We start from the raw sequence: 15,493 nt of genomic DNA, 5'->3' as shown, positions 1-15,493 counted from the left end.
GCTGCCTAGTGGCGCTGGGCCTGCCGGAACCAGCTTCTCCGGTAAAAATCGGCAGAACCGGCCACCGGGGCTCAGGGCTCTTCCGACGAACCCCTGCCTGCTCCGGACAGGGTGCGGGAAGCGTCCAGTAAGGTTTACTAAAGGTCGGGTCGAGGCTCTAAACATAGCCCAGTCCAACCTAGACGGCTCCCTTTCATTGGAGGAGCAGGGGACGCCGCAGTGGGTTGCTCACGCTGTTGGCCAGAAGGGGCTTCGGTAGGGTATTTGACCAACCGGGTGCTATGACCAAGGGGGTGTTTGCGGCTCGGGGCCCGGGCAGAGGGAATGGGAGCCCCGGCAGCAAGCAAAAACCAGGGGAGGGCCGGGTTGGTCAGGTGCACCCAGCGCCCCACAGGGTATGGGTGAGCTGGGGAGGGGTGGCGCTATCCAGGGCGGTGTTGTTCTCAGGAGCATGGGCAAAGCCGTGGCCCCGGAAGGCGGCTGGCGCAGCGGAGCGGCTTTGGGTCTGGGTGCCAACGTTGGCGTGGAGGAGCAGAGATAAGGTCATGGTCACCAGCCGGCTTGGTTGGAGAGGGTGGTGAGGGTGAGACCTCGAGCCTGGGCCTTCTGGACAATTTTTTCCAAAGCGGGTAGGGTTTCTTGAGCATTGTCGTGCAGCAGGATGATTCCTCCTGGGCGCAGGTAACGCAGGGTGCGGCTGACGATGACGTTGCTTCCGGGGTTGTTAAAGTCGGCTGGGTCGTCGGTCCAGAAGGCGGTAGTAAGGCCCAGCTCGCGCGCCACCCGCAGTACCTGGGCGTCGTAGCGCCCCCCAGGTGGGCGGAAGAAGCGCACCTTCTGTCCGGTAAGGCGTTCGATGAGCTGGTTGGTGCTGAGCAGTTCATCCCGAACGACCTCCTCGGGCAGGCCTACCAGCCGCACGTGGTGGTAGGTGTGGTTGGCCAGCTCGTGCCCGGCCTGGGCCAGGTCACGTACGAAGTAGGGGTAAGCCTCAGCGTTGCGCCCAATCAGGAAGAAAGTGGCCTTGATCCCTGCCCGACCCAGAGCATCGAGCAGCAGGGGAGTATACAGGGGGTGTACCGCATCGTCGAAGGTAAGGGCCACCTTGTCTGAGCCGGGCGGGCCGTGGTAGTAAAGACCGCTGCCGCGAAGCGGGCCTTTTTGCCTGTGTGTTTCCTGCAAGGTCTGCTGCTCCTGTAACTCCTGTGGGCTGCCCTCGTAGGTCGGAATCGTCTCGGCTAGGCGGCTGGGCCTGCGGGTGGGGGGTAGGGGCTCGTTGGGGTTGAGCCAAAGGTGGTCGTAAAGGCCCAGGTTCTCCGGGCGCAGGCGCAGGAACTCCTCCAGCCGGGCCTTGGGCACCGAGGCGGTCAAAAGGGGCAGAGGCCCCCCAAAGCCTGCGTAGCCCTCGGCCTGATAGAGGCTTACGTCCACCACCGCGAGGCTATTGCGGGCGGCAAAGGCCCGCTGCACGAGCTGCTGGGCCAGGCTCAGGAGCCGGGCAGGTTGGCGCTCGCTTTGGGGTACCAGCAGAAGCCCGTGGGCGGCCTCGATGTGGCCGTTGGAGAGGTAGACCAGCCGCCGCAGGCCGGGTAGAGGTGGGTTCAGCTGAATCTGCGGCAAAGGCGGCGCGGGGCGGAAGCCCGGGGCGATCGGCTGGGCTTCCCCCAAGGGGGCCTGCACCCTGGGCAGGGGTTCAGCCTCGGCTGGGTTGCGCCAGCAACCCAGGAGACCGATCAGCAAGGCGAAGATCCAGCGCTGCACACCCTCACCCCCCTAGGCCCCGGCCCACCGCTGGGCCTCCTGGGGCCCGGGCGGTACATAACCCTGGGCCAGGTAGAGCTGGTAGGCCATCCGGAACTGCTTTCGGGCAGGCTCGAGCCTTCCCTGCTTGCGGTAGACGTACCCCAGACCATAGACCGCCAAAGGGTTTCTGGGCTGACGCGCCATGGCCCGCTCCAGGAACCTTGCCGAAGCTTCGAGCCCTTCCGGAGTGCTGGGCCCAATAAACCCTCCAGGGGCCCGTTCGCCCCGGTAGTAGTCAAACTGCGAGCGCAGGAAGGCGACGTCAAGCGGCTGAGCTAGATCCAGGGGCAGGGGTTTTCCATCGGCCAGCCGGGTGTAGCCGTGAGTCACCCCCTCGGCGCTGAAGTGCGCCTCCACAAAGCGGTAGTCATGGGCGCTTCTGTCCCACAAGTAAAGCCCCGGGTGGCGTGCGAAGGGGGTGGGGTCGGAGGCGTCCACTAGCCGATCCTGGCCGTCCGAGCCCCGCAGCAGGACGACCGCGTGGCCCAGGTTGCTCTCTTTTCCCTCGGGGTTCCTCCAGACCATCACCACCCCCGCCTCCAGCCCAGCCTCCTGGAGCAGCCCGGCGATCAGCACCGACTGGAGCAGGCACTGCCGCTCACCAAAGCGCACCGCGTTGGAGAATTCAAAGCCGCGCTCCAGGCTGAACCTGGGGATGAGCGCCTTGACCGTTCGGTGGAGCCAGACAGCGGTAGCCTCTTCCAGGACCACCCGCTCGCGAGGGTTGCGGGTGGTCTCCATCCGGGTGCGGCGGTGGTCTAGGGCTTCTTCCAGAGGCTCGTGGTAGTGAGCCTGGTAGGCGGCCTCGAGCCAGCTCCGGAAGGGCTTGGGCGCAGGGATCAGGGCGTAGGAGTCCTCCAAAAAGCGGCCAAATGCAGCGGAGCGGTAGGGGTACTGGGGAAAGAGGGGGCGCTGAGCCCTTCCAGTAGCCCAGAGCGCCGCTCCTCCGAGCAGCCCCTTGAGAACCTGCCGGCGGGAGAAGTGCTGAGGCATCCTGCGCATAACCCTACCGCAAGGTTAGGGAGCCTGGGTAAAGCTTTGGTAAAGGCCCTAGCTCACTGGATAAGCCGAGGATGGACAGGCTTACGAGCTCGTCCTGCCACTCGGGACTCAGACCCCTCTGAGGGGGGTGGACCTCGAGAGCAGGAAGGTGATGTGGTGCGGTTCCAACCTCCTCTCGCCCCCGACTAGGCGAGGCTTTGCCGGTAGGTGAGCGCCTCGGCCAGGTGGGCTTCCCCAATCCGCTCGGCCCCTGCCAGATCCGCAATCGTCCTGGCTACCCGCAGGATGCGGTCGTAGGAGCGGGCGGTCAGGGCTAAGCGCTTGGTGGCCGCCTGCAGGAGGGCTTCGGAGGCAGGGGAGAGCAAGGTGTGCTGGCGCAGGGCTTTGCCCAGGAGTTCGCTGTTGAGCTTGCCCTGTCGGGCCTGCATCCTTTTCCTGGCCGCCAGCACCCGTTCGCGTACTATGGCGGTGGGCTCTCCTTCCGGTGCGCGGGCGAGTTCGGCTGGGGTGAGGCGGGGGACTTCCACCACCAGGTCAAAGCGATCCAGTAGGGGACCTGAGATGCGGCCTGCGTAGCGCATCCGCTGGCTGGGGGTGCATTTGCAGGGCCTCTCGGGGTCGCCAAACCAGCCACAGGGGCAGGGGTTCATGGCTGCTACCAGGAGAAACCGGGCAGGGTAGGTGAAGCTGGCGCGAGCACGGGAGATCGTCACCACCCCATCTTCCAGCGGCTGGCGAAGCACTTCCAGGGCATCGCGGGAAAACTCGGGGAACTCGTCGAGAAACAGTACCCCGCGGTGGGCCAGGCTGATCTCGCCGGGCTTGGGGATAGTGCCCCCGCCAATCAGCCCGGCGTCCGAAACGGTATGGTGGGGGCTACGGAAGGGTGGGCTCTTGATCAACCCCTGTACCGGTTGCCCGGCAGCGGAGTGGATGCGGGTGACCTCGAGGGCCTCCTCCGGACCTAAAGGCGGTAGTAGGCCTGGCAAACGCTTGGCCAGCATGGTTTTCCCCGAGCCGGGGCTCCCGCTCATGAGGAGGTGATGGCCTCCGGCGGCGGCGATTTCCAGGGCTCGCTTGGCCTTGGCCTGGCCCTTTACGTCGAGGAGGTCGAAGGGGTAGTCCGGCTCGCTTTGCGCGGGGCTCGAGCGGGCCCGGCAGAGCTTTTCCTGCCCTAGGAGGAACCGCACCAAAGTACTCAGATGGGCGGCGCCATAGACCTGCACGCCGTCTATTAGGGCAGCTTCGGGTGCCGAGGATTCGGGCAGGAGGAGCTTATGGCCTTCCTGTAGAGCCCCCAAAGCCAGGTTCACCGCGCCGGGCACAGGCCGTAATTCCCCATCCAACCCTAGCTCCCCCGCTGCGGCAAAACCCTGAAGGGTTTCCAAAGGCAGCGTGCCCATTGCGGCAAGCAGGCCCAAGGCAATGGGCAGGTCGTAGTGGGTTCCTTCTTTTCGAAGTTCTGCGGGGGCCAGGTTGATCACGATGCGTCCTTGGGGGTAGGGAAAACCGGTGTTCTTCAGGGCAGCCCTTACCCGCTCTCGCGATTCCTCCACGGCTTTGTCGGGTAGGCCCACCACTGCGTAAAAGGGCATGCCTGGGGAAACATCCACCTCGACCGTGATGGGCAGGGCCTCCAGGCCGAATAGGCTGTAGGTGCGGACCTGGGCCAGCATAAGTCGCCTCTTAGCTTACACGCAGGCTGTGCGGTGGGGGTTGTTATGCTTGTAAGGCGATGGACGCTCTTGAGCAGAACCCGCCTCGGCGCCTCGTGGGAGAGGTGGTCTATGTGCTTCTGCTCTCAGCGCCCAGGGTGGTGGCCGAGGGGGTACGCGCCCGATTGGCGGCGCGTCAGATTCCGGTTTACCTGGAAACCCCCTTCCTAGGCCTCCCGGAGGTCTATCTGGGTACCTATACCGGTGGGGTGGGCCTTTGGGTGCCCGAGGCCCTGTATCAGGAGGCCGTGCTTATCATTGAGCGAGACAGCTAAGGAGAGGTTAGATGAGCGTAGTGGGGATAGACCTAGGTGGAACCAAGATAATGGCTGGAGTGCTCAAAGAGGGCTCCATTCACGCCAAGTTAACCGTTCCCACCCCTGAGGAAGGAGGTATGGCAGTGGTGCGGGCCATGGCCGAGGCGGCCCGATCCGTCATTGAGGCCAGCGGGGAAGAGGTAAGGGCCATCGGCCTAGGTACCCCAGGGCCCCTTGACTTCAGGCGAGGGCGCGTCAAGTTTACCCCCAACATTGCCAACCTCACCGATTTCCCCATTGTGGAACTTCTGGAAGAGGCCACCGGTCTGAGGGTCTACATGGAGAACGATGCCAATGCTGCGGCCCTGGCAGAGCATATCCTAGGGGCCGCCCGAGGAGCTGAGAGCAGCCTTTTTATGACGGTCTCTACCGGCGTAGGGGGCGGATTTGTCTGGGGCAACCGGGTGCTGCGGGGGGCCAATGGGCAGGGCGGTGAAATCGGCCATGTCACCGTGTTGCCGGGAGGGCCTTCGTGTGGGTGCGGGTTGGACGGTTGCCTGGAGGCCCTGGCTACTGGTCCAGCCATGGAGCGCATGGCCCTGGCCTCCTTCAGGCGTGAGATGACCACCCGGGAACTATTTGCGCTTTTCCAGCAGGGGGATTCCCGTGCTGGCCGGATTGTGCGCCAGGCCGCGAGCTGGGTGGGCGTGGCCCTGGCCTCGTTGGTCAAGTGCTACGACCCCGAGGTGGTGGTGCTGGGGGGTGGGGTGGCCCTCAATGCAGGTCAAGGGTACCTGGATGAGGTGATGCGCTCGTACCAGCGCTACATGGAGGGTTGGGTGGCCCCGCCCATCCGGTTGGCCCGGCTGGGTGGGGAGGCCGGCCTTTTAGGCGCGGCGCTCACAGCGGCCCTCGAGGTAGGGGAGGTGTAGGTCATTCGGCTCACAGAGGCCCGCTTTTCGCTCCTGTAAACTCTCCCCCGGTATGATCGTCATGTACACAACCGCCTGGTGCCCTGACTGTCGTGCGGCCAAGCAGGCTCTCCTGGAGCTGGGCCTGCCTTTTACCGAGGTGGACATCGAGCAAAAACCCGAGGCCGCTGAGCTGGTAATGCGGCTCAACGGCGGAAAGCGCAGTGTGCCCACGCTGGTCTACGGCCCCCATGCGGTCTCGCTGAGCCGCTTTTCCCCGGCCAAGCTCAAGGGGTGGCTCGAGCAGGTGGGCCTCCGCCCTCAGATGCCCACGTGAAGGCCCCTAGCAGGTGGTTTTCTTAGGGTTTGCGCGCGGCTTCTACCGCGTTACGAAAAAACTCGAAGACCTGCACCTGGGGGGCTAGGGCAGCCTGGGTTGGTGGGGCTATGCGGTATGAGGTGGCCTCGATGTCGATCAGGGCGCTTTCGGCATTGCTGCTTAGGCGGATGCTGGCCCCGGCAGGGACCCTAAACCAAACGTCCAACTCCTCGGAAAGGGGGAGGATGAGGGCGTTGTCGGCTATCGCACCTGCCTGCACCCCAGGCAGGAAGATGACCCGGGCCTCGCGGGGCTCCTGAATCTCAATCACCAGCGGTGCGGCCCGGCCTGAGATGCCTACCCCCAGGGGGTTTTCCACGTAGGCGTGCCCTTTGAGGTGGAGCAGGGAGGGCTCTTCGTGGGGGGCCCATATTATGCCGGAGGCGCCGCTTTGAGAAGGCGTGCGCACCCAGCGCACGTGCCGGCCGTCCACCTCAAACCCTGGCCCGAAGCGGGTTTCCTCCAGCAAAGCCAGCTCGTTGCCTCGAGCCACCTTGCTTTGGCCGGGGCTGAGCGGTAGGGGTTCGGGGATGCCCAGCCAGGCCTTGAGGCCGTAGCGCATCCAACCGGTCAGGGTGTCCAAAAAAGTGCCCCAGTCGGCGGTGTCTCCGGCCATCAAGCGGTGATAGGCCTCGGCCATCCGCTGTTCCTCCAGGGCGCATTGCAGGGCGGCTTGGCGGTGGTACTGCTGGCGGCGGCCTGGCTGAAGCCCCATGTATAGGATCCGGCGGCTGGCGTCGTCAGAAAACTGCCACTGGCCGTTGTAGGTCAGCCAGCCGCGCCGCTCGAGCTCATCCAGATATGGTGTGGCTTCCAAGGCGTCCAGCAGACCCTGGCTGTAGGGTCCCGGGTGCACCGAGAGCCGCTCTAGGGCCAGCCTGCCATCCATGGAAAGCATGCGGGCCTCGAGCTGAACCTGGGCTCGCACCCGCTGGGGTAGGGGTACTTCCCGCCCGTTCTGGGGCACCGCCAGCAGCTCCCTCAGGTGGCCTGGGGAACCACCTGAGGCCAAATAAAACCGGGCGGCTTGAGCAAAGGGTAGGTTTGTGAGCATGGTAGCCCGCGCCTCGGCCCAGGAAAGGGGAGGGAGGGTGATGTAGCGGGTGCGCTCAGCAGGGTAGTGGCTCCTCAGCTCCAAGATGAGTCGGGGGTCTTCGCCGTAGGCCGAGCGCTCAATGACCCAAAGCCCCTCCCTGTCGTTGAGGATGCGCTCGATGTTGACGTCGTTGTAAGGGGGGCGCAGGTAGTGCAGGGCCCGTCCTCCACCCCTTGGGCCTTCCAGGAAAGGCATGCCTAGGGTTTTGGCTAGGGCCTGAGCGAAGGCCGCGCGGCCCGAACCTGGCCGGCCCATCACGATAATCACCGCTGGTAGGACGAGCTGGGCGGCTACCTCCTGGACCAGCCGCTCGCGGCCTACGGTGCCGGAGCTGTTTGCCATGAGTTGGGAGCGTTGGCCCTCGAGCCAGGCCCGGAACTCTACCGAGAGCTCCTCTAGCCCCTCCATGGGGGCCCCCGGTCCCGGGGTGCGGTCAAGGGTGATGAAGGGGGGAAGCTGCAGAGGGTCTTCGCCTGGTTTGAATGGGGTGTACCCCAGCGGGGCTAAAGCCTGGCTCAGGCGGTGTAGCTCTACCCGCAGGTTTTGCGAAGCAGCCGGGTGGCCCCACAGCAGGTCAGCCAGCACCTCTCGTCGGGTGGCCCCTTCCAGAGCCAGATAGTAGAGGATGGCTAGGCCCTTGCGCTGAAGCTTGATCTCCCGGCCCTGGTACTCTAGGCGGGCTGGGCCCCACAGTTTGAGCTGGATGGGTCCTCCTTTGTTCATGCGCACGCTCCTTTGGAATCCAAGGCAAACAAGAAGGTAGTTTCTGTAGAGTTGCCCAGCGGGCCGAATTTTCGAGGGCGGTAGGGTATGCCGTCTGGGCCGCTTGAGGACCGGCGGACCTGGCAGGCGCAAACCTGCGGTCTGGAACCGCCGGCTTTGGGTTGTGTGCGGACTTCAATCAAACGTGAACCCTCCCGTTAAACCTCCAGCGCAGAGTAACACAATCCCGCCTCTCCCCCTGTGCGAAATGCACAGCCTTAGGATGCCCCTGGGCTTTTCCCATTTGGTCTTTGCCGTTAGGCTATATCCCGTGCCAGGGATTGCCATTATCGGGGCCCAGTGGGGCGACGAGGGTAAGGGGAAGGTTACCGATGCGCTAGCCCAGGACGCCGACTTTGTGGTGCGCTACCAGGGTGGGGCCAACGCAGGCCACACCGTGGTGGCCCAGGGCAAGACCTTTAAGCTGAACCTGCTGCCCACTGGGGTTATCCACCCTCAAGCCATCAACGTCCTGGGGGACGGGATGGTGATAGACGCCTTTCGCTTTGCCGAGGAGATGGAGCGTATCCGAGCCGAGGGCCTCGAGCCTAGGGTCTTGGTTTCCCAAAGGGCCCACCTGGTCCTGCCGCACCACAAGCACGTGGAGTCGCGCAACGACTTTGTGGGCACCACCCGGCGAGGCATTGGGCCAGCCTACTCCGACCGGGCACGGCGGGTGGGTATCCGGGTGGGGGACCTGCTGAGCGAGGCGGTGCTTAGGGAGCGTGTGGAGACCTTGCTAAGGGAGAAGCCCAACTCCACCCGGGAGGCTGGCTGGGACACCCCCCAGAAGGCCCTGGACGACCTCTATAGGATGCGCGATATTTTGGCCCCTCACATCGCTGACACCGGCCATTTGTTGCGAGAAGCCATCAAGCACGGCAAGAAGGTGCTTTTTGAGGGGGCTCAAGCCACCATGCTCGACCTCAACTACGGCGACTACCCCTACGTCACCAGCTCTCACCCCACTGTGGGGGGGATCCTGGTGGGGGCTGGCGTGAACCACAAGGCCATAAGTAAGGTTTACGGGGTCGCCAAGGCCTACGCCACCCGGGTAGGCAACGGGCCCTTTCCCACCGAGCTCTTCGGCAAGGAGGACGAGTATTTGCGGCAAAAGGGGGGCGAGTTCGGTGTGACCACCGGCCGCCCCCGGCGCACTGGCTGGCTCGACCTGGTGCTGCTGAAGTACGCCTGCGAGGTGAATGGGTTTGACGGGCTGGTGCTTACCAAGCTGGATGTGCTTTCGGGTTTTCCGGTGGTGAAGGTGGGCGTAGAGCATCGCCCGGACGGGAGTGTCAGGTATGAGGAAATCCCGGGCTGGGGGGATTTATCGGGAATCGGCAGCCGCGAGCGCCTGCCAAAGAGTGTGAAGCACTTTATCGAGCTGATCGAGGACTACACCCAAACCCCGGTGGTGATGTTCTCTACCAGCCCCCGCCGGGAGGACACCTTTGGGGCGGTGAGCTGGGTGTAGCCTTGGTGAAAACTACAGGAACTCTATCTCGATGGTATCGGGGTTAATTCCCAACTCGGGACTTGCTTTCCATATGGCTAGGGCGAGCGTGTAGGTATCCAGAATAGACCTCAAGGCCGTATGTGGCGGTTTTGCCCTGACCACTGTAGAGAGCGGTGCCGTACCCTTTGTCGCTACAGAAAAACCTGTACTGGATAAAAAGGGGGCAATTTTAGTTCCGAAATGAGTCTCCGCTAGCACAAGAAGGTTTTCAGGTAAGTCCGGTGACCTAATCCCCCTGGCCTCCAGGTACTGGTTGTCTGCCAGGCGTATATACAGGTTTAGCGACGCACCGCGACCTCTGCTGCTGGGCAATTGCTTCCTGTTGGTGTACGCCTGTCTCAGCGTCATCCTATTCGTACTAGTTCCACTTTCCCATCGGCCCACCGCCTCTGGTGAGAGATGACTCTCTAGAATCTGGGCTACTTTTACTAGAGAATCCCTGGTTATTTGCACTGTTTCAAGCTGCTTGAGATAAATCTGTTTCTTTCCGCCGATTGCTCCTACTCCTGGAGCTCCTGTGGTTGGTATAGATTCATCGGGTTGCTCATATTGCTGTTCAGCACTCTCCTCCTTTGAACTATTCTTCTCGCAGTCAATGGAAAATTCCGTGTAGCCTGACGGGCTAGAAGACCCTGAAGTGCCTGGCAAGACCTTGTATATCTCCCATATATCGCCGTCTGTGATGACAATACTCTCCGGAAAATGCTTTCCACCTCTAGGAATAGACCAAATGCCCTCCTGGCATATCACCGCCAAGATGGAGGCCAGCTGTATTTTCACGTCATTCCTGGCAAAATACACGCTCTTTAGCTCTTCTGGCAAGATCGGTAAAATCTCACCATCAGCTCTTTTGGCCTCAATCACTACGCGAGGAATTGACCCCCATGGCGTCTTCTCCATTAAGACGTAATCCAACAGAGGGTTTCTACCGCGCGACGCCGTTGGCAATGGATACTCTGTAAGCACGACACCGCTCGCAAAATCCCAACCCAGTGCTTCGAGAACAGGGTCTATCAAAAGCCGGCGAACTCGCTCTTCGCTCGCAGCTAGGTCGGGCAGATTGGTCAGTATTCGGTCGCGCACTTCCAATAAGGTTCTGCGCAATGTTTTTTCCATAAATCCTAAGAGTGGCATCAATTACCCCACTTTTTCAAGGGCAGTCAGAAACGCGCTCAGCGCAGCACCTCCCCTGGCTTAATCCGCAAAGCCCGCCAAAGGGGCAGCAACGAGGCCAGCATCACCACCAGCAGGCTGAAGCTCGAGACCCACACGAAGTCGGAGGTCTTGATGTCCACCGGCAGGCGGGTCAGAAAGTAGAGTTCGCCGGGAATCTCCACCGGGCGCCAGCGGAAGTAGCTGGACAGGCCAAAGCCCAGCAGGTTGCCCATCAGAATTCCTAGCACCCCTAAGATGAGGCCCTGCAGGGCAAACACCCCGGCCACTTGGGTTGCCCTGGCCCCCATCACCCGCAACAGGGCGATGTCCGGGGTTTTTTCGATGACCGTGAGCACCAGCACGCTGGCCATGCCCAGCGCTGCCACCACCACAATCAGGAAGACCACAATCCCAATCACCCGCTTTTGCAGGGCCAGTTGTTCGATAAGGGTGCGGTTGCTGGACTGCCAGGTTTGGGGGAAGTAGTGTTTCCCGGCGAGGGCCAGCCCTACCTCGGGAGCCCGCTCGGGATCGCGCAGACGAAGCTGGTAGCCCGATAGAGCGTTGGGCTGTTCCATTAGCGCGCGGGCGTCGGCCAGCCTAACGAAGGCGAAGCCGGCGTCGAGCAGGTAGTTGCCGGTCTGGAAGGTGCCGACCACCTCGAGCTCAATTCGCTTTTGGTTGATCGAGACCAGAAACAGCTTATCGCCCGGATAGGCCCCCAGGCTGCGGGCTAGGGCGCTGCCTAGAACGATGCCGCCCTCCCTAAGCCGGGACAGGTTTAGGTCAGGGTAGACGGTCTCTCCACCCTCCCCTAGCCCAATCAGGGTGGCAAAGTCGGCCCCGGCCGAGCGGCCCGCCTCAGCCCTTCGGGTCAGCAGGGCTTTGGTTAGGAACACCGGGGCTTGGCCCACCACCTCAGGGTGGGGAGGGGGCGGGGGGCTTTCCTCCGGGTTCAGGCTTTGTAGGTAGAGGTGGGGCACCGCTTTCAGGGTAGCCTCCACCAGTCCCTTGATGAAGCCGTTGGTTAGGGAAAGCGCGGTGGTGAGCACCATGATGCCCACCGCCACCCCCAGGAGGCTGATGAGGCTTTGGATCCGGCGGTGGCGCAGATGGCGCCAAGCGAGAAACCAGATAAAGCGCATGAAATCCCACCAAGGAGCAGCTAAGCGCCCCTTGATGGGAGCATTCTACCCTCGGCCCCGCTGGATGACCGTTACCCGCAGGGTCCTCACCCCGAAGCGGATGGCGGTGTTGCGGTCGGGTAGCCAGACATCGATCTGTTCTCGTTTGCGAGGATGCATGGTGTCCTCTACGACGAAGATCCGGTCCTTGAAGAGGTAGTTGAAACGGCCCTTGCCCCGACCCCCAGTGGTGCCCAGGTCTTCAAGCATTACCTTGGAGCCGTAGGGAAGCTCACGCAACATATCCCGGCTTACGGCGATGATGCCGATGCGGGTGCGGGCCCCCGTGGCGGTGATGAAGGGAGTGGAGTCGGTTTCCCTCATCGAGGAGGTGTAGGCCGTAGCCTTCAGGACAAATACCTTGGGCGCTTGGGCCCAGCCCAATCCAAAGACTGCGAACAGCAGGAGCAGGACCGGAAGGGAAATCTGAAAGGGTCCTCCCATACCTCTCGGTAAAGGGTAGGGGGCCTCTTCTTGGGTTCCCTTAGAAGGGGCGGTAACGCTTCTCATTTACAGGGGCGGTGGCTGGTGGGGGAAAAACATGGATTGGGGCCTTTGCCCGCTGGAAAGAGAATTTGGTTCATGAGTCCAACTTAAAGAGTTTCCCAGAGTTTCTCATTTTTTAGATGATGCTTCCCTGACCTGCTGGCAGCCTTGGTCCACCAGCTTTTTGCGCTTGGGATGGTAAGTCTGGGGGTTGTGGGTTTTGTTTGGTGTTGCGTGGCGTGCTCGGGTAAGTAACGCCGGTGCGCCCTGGGGCGCACCGGCAGATTGGGCCGTTTACTCCAGCACCGCTAGGTAGTCGTAAAGGTCAGGCCCGCCTGGGTGTATTTCCAGCGTTAGCTCGGGGAAGGTTTCGCTCAGGCGGGCGCGCAGTGCTTCTAGGGTTTCTTTGGCTACGGCGGGACCATGGAACACGGTCAGAATCTCAAAGTCTCCCTCCTGCACGGCAAGACTAACCATGCCTAGGAGGGCTTCCTCCGGGGTTTCAGCGGCTAGGGCCAGCTTTTCGTCGCGCAGACCAATGGGTTGTCCCTCGGACACGCTCACGCCACCGATTTCCACACTTCGGCTGGCCCGGGTCACCTCGAGCGTTACCGCTCGCCGGGCGGCCTCTTCCATTGCTGGGAGGAGCTCATCGGCGGTTTTTTCTGGTTGGTAGACCACCGAGGCAGCCAGGCCCTGGCCTAGGGTCCGGGTAGGGATGACGTTCACGCGCTTGCCCTCGGCGAGCTTGGCTGCTTGCTGCGCCGACATGATCACGTTGCTGTTGTTGGGCAAAAGCACCACCTCAGGGTTAGGCAGGCTCTTTATGGCATCCAGGATATCCTGGACGCTGGGATTGGCGGTTTGCCCTCCTGCTACCACCCGGGCACCGAAGCCCCGGAAGGCCTTGACCAAGCCCCAGCCGTTGGCCACCACCACCAGGCCGGTGGGTGGCGGGGCTTCATCGGCAGCCCCGGCCATGGAGAGGATTTCGGTGTGTTGTTGCGACATGTCCTCCACCTTGGTGCGGAGCATCTTGCCGTACCGGGCTACCCGGGCTAGAAGACCGTCAGGGTCGTTGGTGTGGATGTGGCCCTTTACAAAACCCTCCGCTCCCACTACCAGCAGCGAGTCGCCGAAGGCCGAGACCTCCTCACGGATTTTCTCTATGGGTTCCTGCACACCCTCCATCAGGAACTCGGTGCAGTAGCCGAAGTCCTCCTCCTCAAAGGCGGTCTGGGCGTAGCGCTCTACCTTGGGCGGCTCCGGTAAGGGTTTTTTCAGAAGGTACCCCTGCAGCCCCTCTAGAAAGCGCAGCAGGCCCACCCCTCCAGCGTCCACCACCCCGGCCTGCTTCAGAACGGGAAGAAGCTCGGGGGTGCGCTCGGAGGCCTCATGGCCCCGCGTTATGGCCTCTTCCAGCACCTCTTCTAGGGTGTGGGCTCCTGCCTGCGCGGCCTGGAGGGCCCCCTCGGCCACTGCCCGTGAGACGGTAAGGATGGTCCCCTCCACCGGCTTCATTACCGCCTTGTAACCGCTTCGGGAGCCCTCTGCGAGCGCCCGCGCCAGCAGGGCAGGGGTGAGCGCCTGGGTCTCCCTCAGGGTGTCGGCAAAGCCTTTTAGGATTTGCGAGGTAATGACCCCTGAGTTGCCTCGAGCCCCCAGCAAAGAGCCGTAGCTTATGGCCCGGGCCACCTCGGCCATTTTGGAGGTGTCGACCAGGTCGAGTTCGCGCCGCACCGACTGCAGGGTAAGGTGCATGTTGGTCCCGGTGTCCCCGTCGGGTACCGGGTAGACGTTGAGCGCGTTGACCTCCTCCACGTAGACGGAGAACCAGTCTGTGGCGTAGCGGAAGGCCTGGGCCAGCTCGGCGGGGGGAAGTGCGCTAGCCACGGCTAACCCCCACCACGTGCACCCGGACCGAGGAAAGCTCCACGCCGGCCATGCTCTTAGCAGCCCAGCGGACCCGCTCCCCAATGCTGTCCACCACGGTGGGAATCCGGGAGCCGTAGGCTACCACCACGTAGAGTTCGGCTTGGTACTTTCCGGCTGCGCTGGGGTCGGCCTTGACCACCACCCCCTCCCTGGCCTCGCTGCGGCCCAGGATTCGGCTGATAGACTCCCGGAGGCCGGCCGGGCTCATCCCCAGGACCCCCGGCACTTCGTGCGCTGCTAGCCCCAGGATGGTGGCTAGGGCGCCTTCGGTTACGGTGATGTTGCCTTTCAAGCTCTTCCTCCAAAGCTCAAAACCTCAAGCGTGAACCGTCTTGGGGCTACCTGGGACAACTATAACCCCACCCCCATCGGCTTTCCAAGGCAGAGGCTTAGCGGCTGTTCTCCAGCAGGGTGGCCTCTATGCGCCCAAAGTCCCGGCCAAACACCAGCCGGACGGGGGTACGGCGGGCGTCGGGTCGGTACCAGGCTTCTACCAGCACATCCTCCCGGGCGAAGCGGTAGCCCAAGAGGCTGCCGCTTTGGAGCGGCTCGAGCCTTCCCTGGGCCAACCGGGGGTAGTCTACAGCTTTTATCTGCCGGGTTTCGGGGTACAGCCGGAGGTAGTAGATGAGCGCGAGCAGGTCCAGCACGTCGTTGTGGGAGCTTTTCCAGGTGGTTTCCCGCCCATCGGGGTGGACGACCAAGGCGGAGCAGCCATCCTCGTCCCGTCGAAAAATGAGCTTTGTGCTGCCCCGGAAGGGTTCGGAGTGGAGCTGGTAGAATTGGTGGGTGAAGAAATCGGGGCCTACCTGGCTTTCTGCCTCGAGGCTGTACCCCAGGACCTGGGCCAGACCGCTGGGCTCCAGCCGCAGGCGGAAACGCCAACCGCCCTCGAGGGTTTCGGCGGTCAGGTACAACCTGCCCACCCTAAATCCTTGCCAAAGCAGGTTGTAGACTAGCTTTTCCCCTTGGGGCCAGGGTACCCCTTGGGCCAGCGCCAGAAGCCCCAGCCCCACCATCAGCCAGTACCCCACCTGCCGCACCCTCCCAGCCTACCCTAAGCGCAAGGGGTTCGGTTCTCAAAGCGCCTGCTGCGGCTCGGTGTAGGCGAGGCCAAAGGCCTCGGCTACCCCGGGGTGGGTGAGGAAGCCTTTGTGGGTGTTGAGGCCCTTGAGGAGGGCCTCGTCTTCCCGGAGGGCCTCGAGGCCCCGCTCCGCCAGCCTCAGCACATAGGGCAGGGTCTGGTTGGTAAGGGCGAAGGTGCTGGTACGGGGCACCGCCCCCGGCATGTT

15 protein-coding genes and 1 pseudogene are annotated in these 15,493 nt (G+C 62.9%); 4 read left to right on the top strand and 12 right to left on the bottom strand.

All coding sequences use genetic code 11. From position 1 onward, the window contains the following. Positions 1 to 370 precede the first annotated feature (370 nt). The 4 genes from NZ849_RS12070 to NZ849_RS12055 all read right to left on the bottom strand — a co-directional run bounded on the left by NZ849_RS12070 (position 371) and on the right by NZ849_RS12055 (position 4,481). Positions 371 to 547 (bottom strand): hypothetical protein, encoded by a 177-nt coding sequence (locus NZ849_RS12070; protein WP_295407946.1) that lies wholly within the window; start codon positions 545 to 547, stop codon positions 371 to 373. Between the two features lie 2 nt (positions 548 to 549). Beyond that, positions 550 to 1,761, bottom strand: coding sequence for a polysaccharide deacetylase family protein (locus NZ849_RS12065; RefSeq protein WP_295407943.1), 1,212 nt, complete (start codon positions 1,759 to 1,761; stop codon positions 550 to 552). A 12-nt stretch (positions 1,762 to 1,773) separates the two neighbouring features. Beyond that, positions 1,774 to 2,805 (bottom strand): hypothetical protein, encoded by a 1,032-nt coding sequence (locus NZ849_RS12060; RefSeq protein WP_295407939.1) that lies wholly within the window; start codon positions 2,803 to 2,805, stop codon positions 1,774 to 1,776. A 185-nt stretch (positions 2,806 to 2,990) separates the two neighbouring features. Further along, positions 2,991 to 4,481 carry a YifB family Mg chelatase-like AAA ATPase gene (locus NZ849_RS12055; RefSeq protein WP_295407936.1) on the bottom strand — a complete coding sequence of 497 codons (1,491 nt, stop codon included), beginning with the start codon at positions 4,479 to 4,481 and terminating at the stop codon, positions 2,991 to 2,993. 59 nt (positions 4,482 to 4,540) lie between these two features. On the opposite strand from NZ849_RS12055, the gene NZ849_RS12050 reads away from it, so the two are divergent. From NZ849_RS12050 to NZ849_RS12040, 3 genes are read left to right on the top strand one after another with little or no spacing between them, the layout of a single operon-like run. After that, positions 4,541 to 4,795 (top strand): hypothetical protein, encoded by a 255-nt coding sequence (locus NZ849_RS12050; RefSeq protein ID WP_295386845.1) that lies wholly within the window; start codon positions 4,541 to 4,543, stop codon positions 4,793 to 4,795. Positions 4,796 to 4,806: 11 nt separating this feature from the next. Next, on the top strand, positions 4,807 to 5,709 hold the full coding sequence (locus tag NZ849_RS12045) for an ROK family protein (protein ID WP_295407933.1): 903 nt from the start codon (positions 4,807 to 4,809) through the stop codon (positions 5,707 to 5,709). Between the two features lie 52 nt (positions 5,710 to 5,761). Further along, the gene (locus NZ849_RS12040) at positions 5,762 to 6,025 is read left to right on the top strand and encodes a glutaredoxin family protein (RefSeq protein WP_295386840.1); all 264 of its coding nucleotides are present in this window, start codon (positions 5,762 to 5,764) and stop codon (positions 6,023 to 6,025) included. 22 nt (positions 6,026 to 6,047) lie between these two features. Here NZ849_RS12040 and NZ849_RS12035 read toward each other — a convergent pair whose 3' ends face one another. Continuing rightward, a complete protein-coding gene (locus tag NZ849_RS12035) occupies positions 6,048 to 7,886 on the bottom strand; it encodes a transcriptional regulator (protein ID WP_295407930.1) in 1,839 nt (612 codons plus the stop codon). A 310-nt stretch (positions 7,887 to 8,196) separates the two neighbouring features. Between NZ849_RS12035 and NZ849_RS12030 the strand changes: the two genes are divergently transcribed. Beyond that, positions 8,197 to 9,399 (top strand): adenylosuccinate synthase, encoded by a 1,203-nt coding sequence (locus NZ849_RS12030; protein ID WP_295386835.1) that lies wholly within the window; start codon positions 8,197 to 8,199, stop codon positions 9,397 to 9,399. Between the two features lie 12 nt (positions 9,400 to 9,411). Here NZ849_RS12030 and NZ849_RS12025 read toward each other — a convergent pair whose 3' ends face one another. The 7 genes and pseudogenes from NZ849_RS12025 to NZ849_RS11995 all read right to left on the bottom strand — a co-directional run. Further along, on the bottom strand, positions 9,412 to 10,557 hold the full coding sequence (locus tag NZ849_RS12025; protein WP_295407927.1) for a hypothetical protein: 1,146 nt from the start codon (positions 10,555 to 10,557) through the stop codon (positions 9,412 to 9,414). Between the two features lie 56 nt (positions 10,558 to 10,613). Next, positions 10,614 to 11,741: an ABC transporter permease gene (locus NZ849_RS12020; protein ID WP_295386831.1), complete on the bottom strand. Its 1,128-nt coding sequence runs from the start codon at positions 11,739 to 11,741 to the stop codon at positions 10,614 to 10,616. A 45-nt stretch (positions 11,742 to 11,786) separates the two neighbouring features. Continuing rightward, positions 11,787 to 12,224, bottom strand: coding sequence for a hypothetical protein (locus NZ849_RS12015; protein WP_295386828.1), 438 nt, complete (start codon positions 12,222 to 12,224; stop codon positions 11,787 to 11,789). Positions 12,225 to 12,560: 336 nt separating this feature from the next. Continuing rightward, positions 12,561 to 14,159, bottom strand: a complete 1,599-nt coding sequence (locus NZ849_RS12010; RefSeq protein WP_295386825.1) for a DAK2 domain-containing protein — start codon at positions 14,157 to 14,159, stop codon at positions 12,561 to 12,563. Continuing rightward, positions 14,152 to 14,493 carry an Asp23/Gls24 family envelope stress response protein gene (locus NZ849_RS12005; protein WP_295386823.1) on the bottom strand — a complete coding sequence of 114 codons (342 nt, stop codon included), beginning with the start codon at positions 14,491 to 14,493 and terminating at the stop codon, positions 14,152 to 14,154. The genes NZ849_RS12010 and NZ849_RS12005 overlap by 8 nt, the downstream gene beginning before the upstream one ends. Before the next feature lie 97 nt (positions 14,494 to 14,590). Beyond that, a complete protein-coding gene (locus NZ849_RS12000; RefSeq protein ID WP_295386820.1) occupies positions 14,591 to 15,244 on the bottom strand; it encodes a DUF3108 domain-containing protein in 654 nt (217 codons plus the stop codon). Between the two features lie 36 nt (positions 15,245 to 15,280). Further along, positions 15,281 to 15,493, bottom strand: a pseudogene (locus tag NZ849_RS11995) (alanine dehydrogenase); the annotation flags it as partial.

It is taken from the genome of Meiothermus sp. (assembly GCF_025060375.1).
Taxonomy (GTDB): Bacteria; Deinococcota; Deinococci; order Deinococcales; family Thermaceae; genus Meiothermus.
This window is presented reverse-complemented; position numbering and strand designations above follow the sequence as displayed.

Excerpts from the sequence above, each read along its gene's own strand:
- NZ849_RS12060 (WP_295407939.1), bottom strand. The coding sequence starts at position 2,805 with ATGCGCAGGATGCCTCAGCACTTCTCCCGCCGGCAGGTTCTCAAGGGG.
- NZ849_RS12070 (WP_295407946.1), bottom strand. The coding sequence starts at position 547 with ATGACCTTATCTCTGCTCCTCCACGCCAACGTTGGCACCCAGACCCAA.
- NZ849_RS12035 (WP_295407930.1), bottom strand. The coding sequence starts at position 7,886 with ATGAACAAAGGAGGACCCATCCAGCTCAAACTGTGGGGCCCAGCCCGC.
- NZ849_RS12055 (WP_295407936.1), bottom strand. The coding sequence starts at position 4,481 with ATGCTGGCCCAGGTCCGCACCTACAGCCTATTCGGCCTGGAGGCCCTG.
- NZ849_RS12050 (WP_295386845.1), top strand. The coding sequence starts at position 4,541 with ATGGACGCTCTTGAGCAGAACCCGCCTCGGCGCCTCGTGGGAGAGGTG.
- NZ849_RS12025 (WP_295407927.1), bottom strand. The coding sequence starts at position 10,557 with ATGGAAAAAACATTGCGCAGAACCTTATTGGAAGTGCGCGACCGAATA.
- NZ849_RS12045 (WP_295407933.1), top strand. The coding sequence starts at position 4,807 with ATGAGCGTAGTGGGGATAGACCTAGGTGGAACCAAGATAATGGCTGGA.
- NZ849_RS12015 (WP_295386828.1), bottom strand. The coding sequence starts at position 12,224 with ATGGGAGGACCCTTTCAGATTTCCCTTCCGGTCCTGCTCCTGCTGTTC.
- NZ849_RS12040 (WP_295386840.1), top strand. The coding sequence starts at position 5,762 with ATGATCGTCATGTACACAACCGCCTGGTGCCCTGACTGTCGTGCGGCC.
- NZ849_RS12020 (WP_295386831.1), bottom strand. The coding sequence starts at position 11,741 with ATGCGCTTTATCTGGTTTCTCGCTTGGCGCCATCTGCGCCACCGCCGG.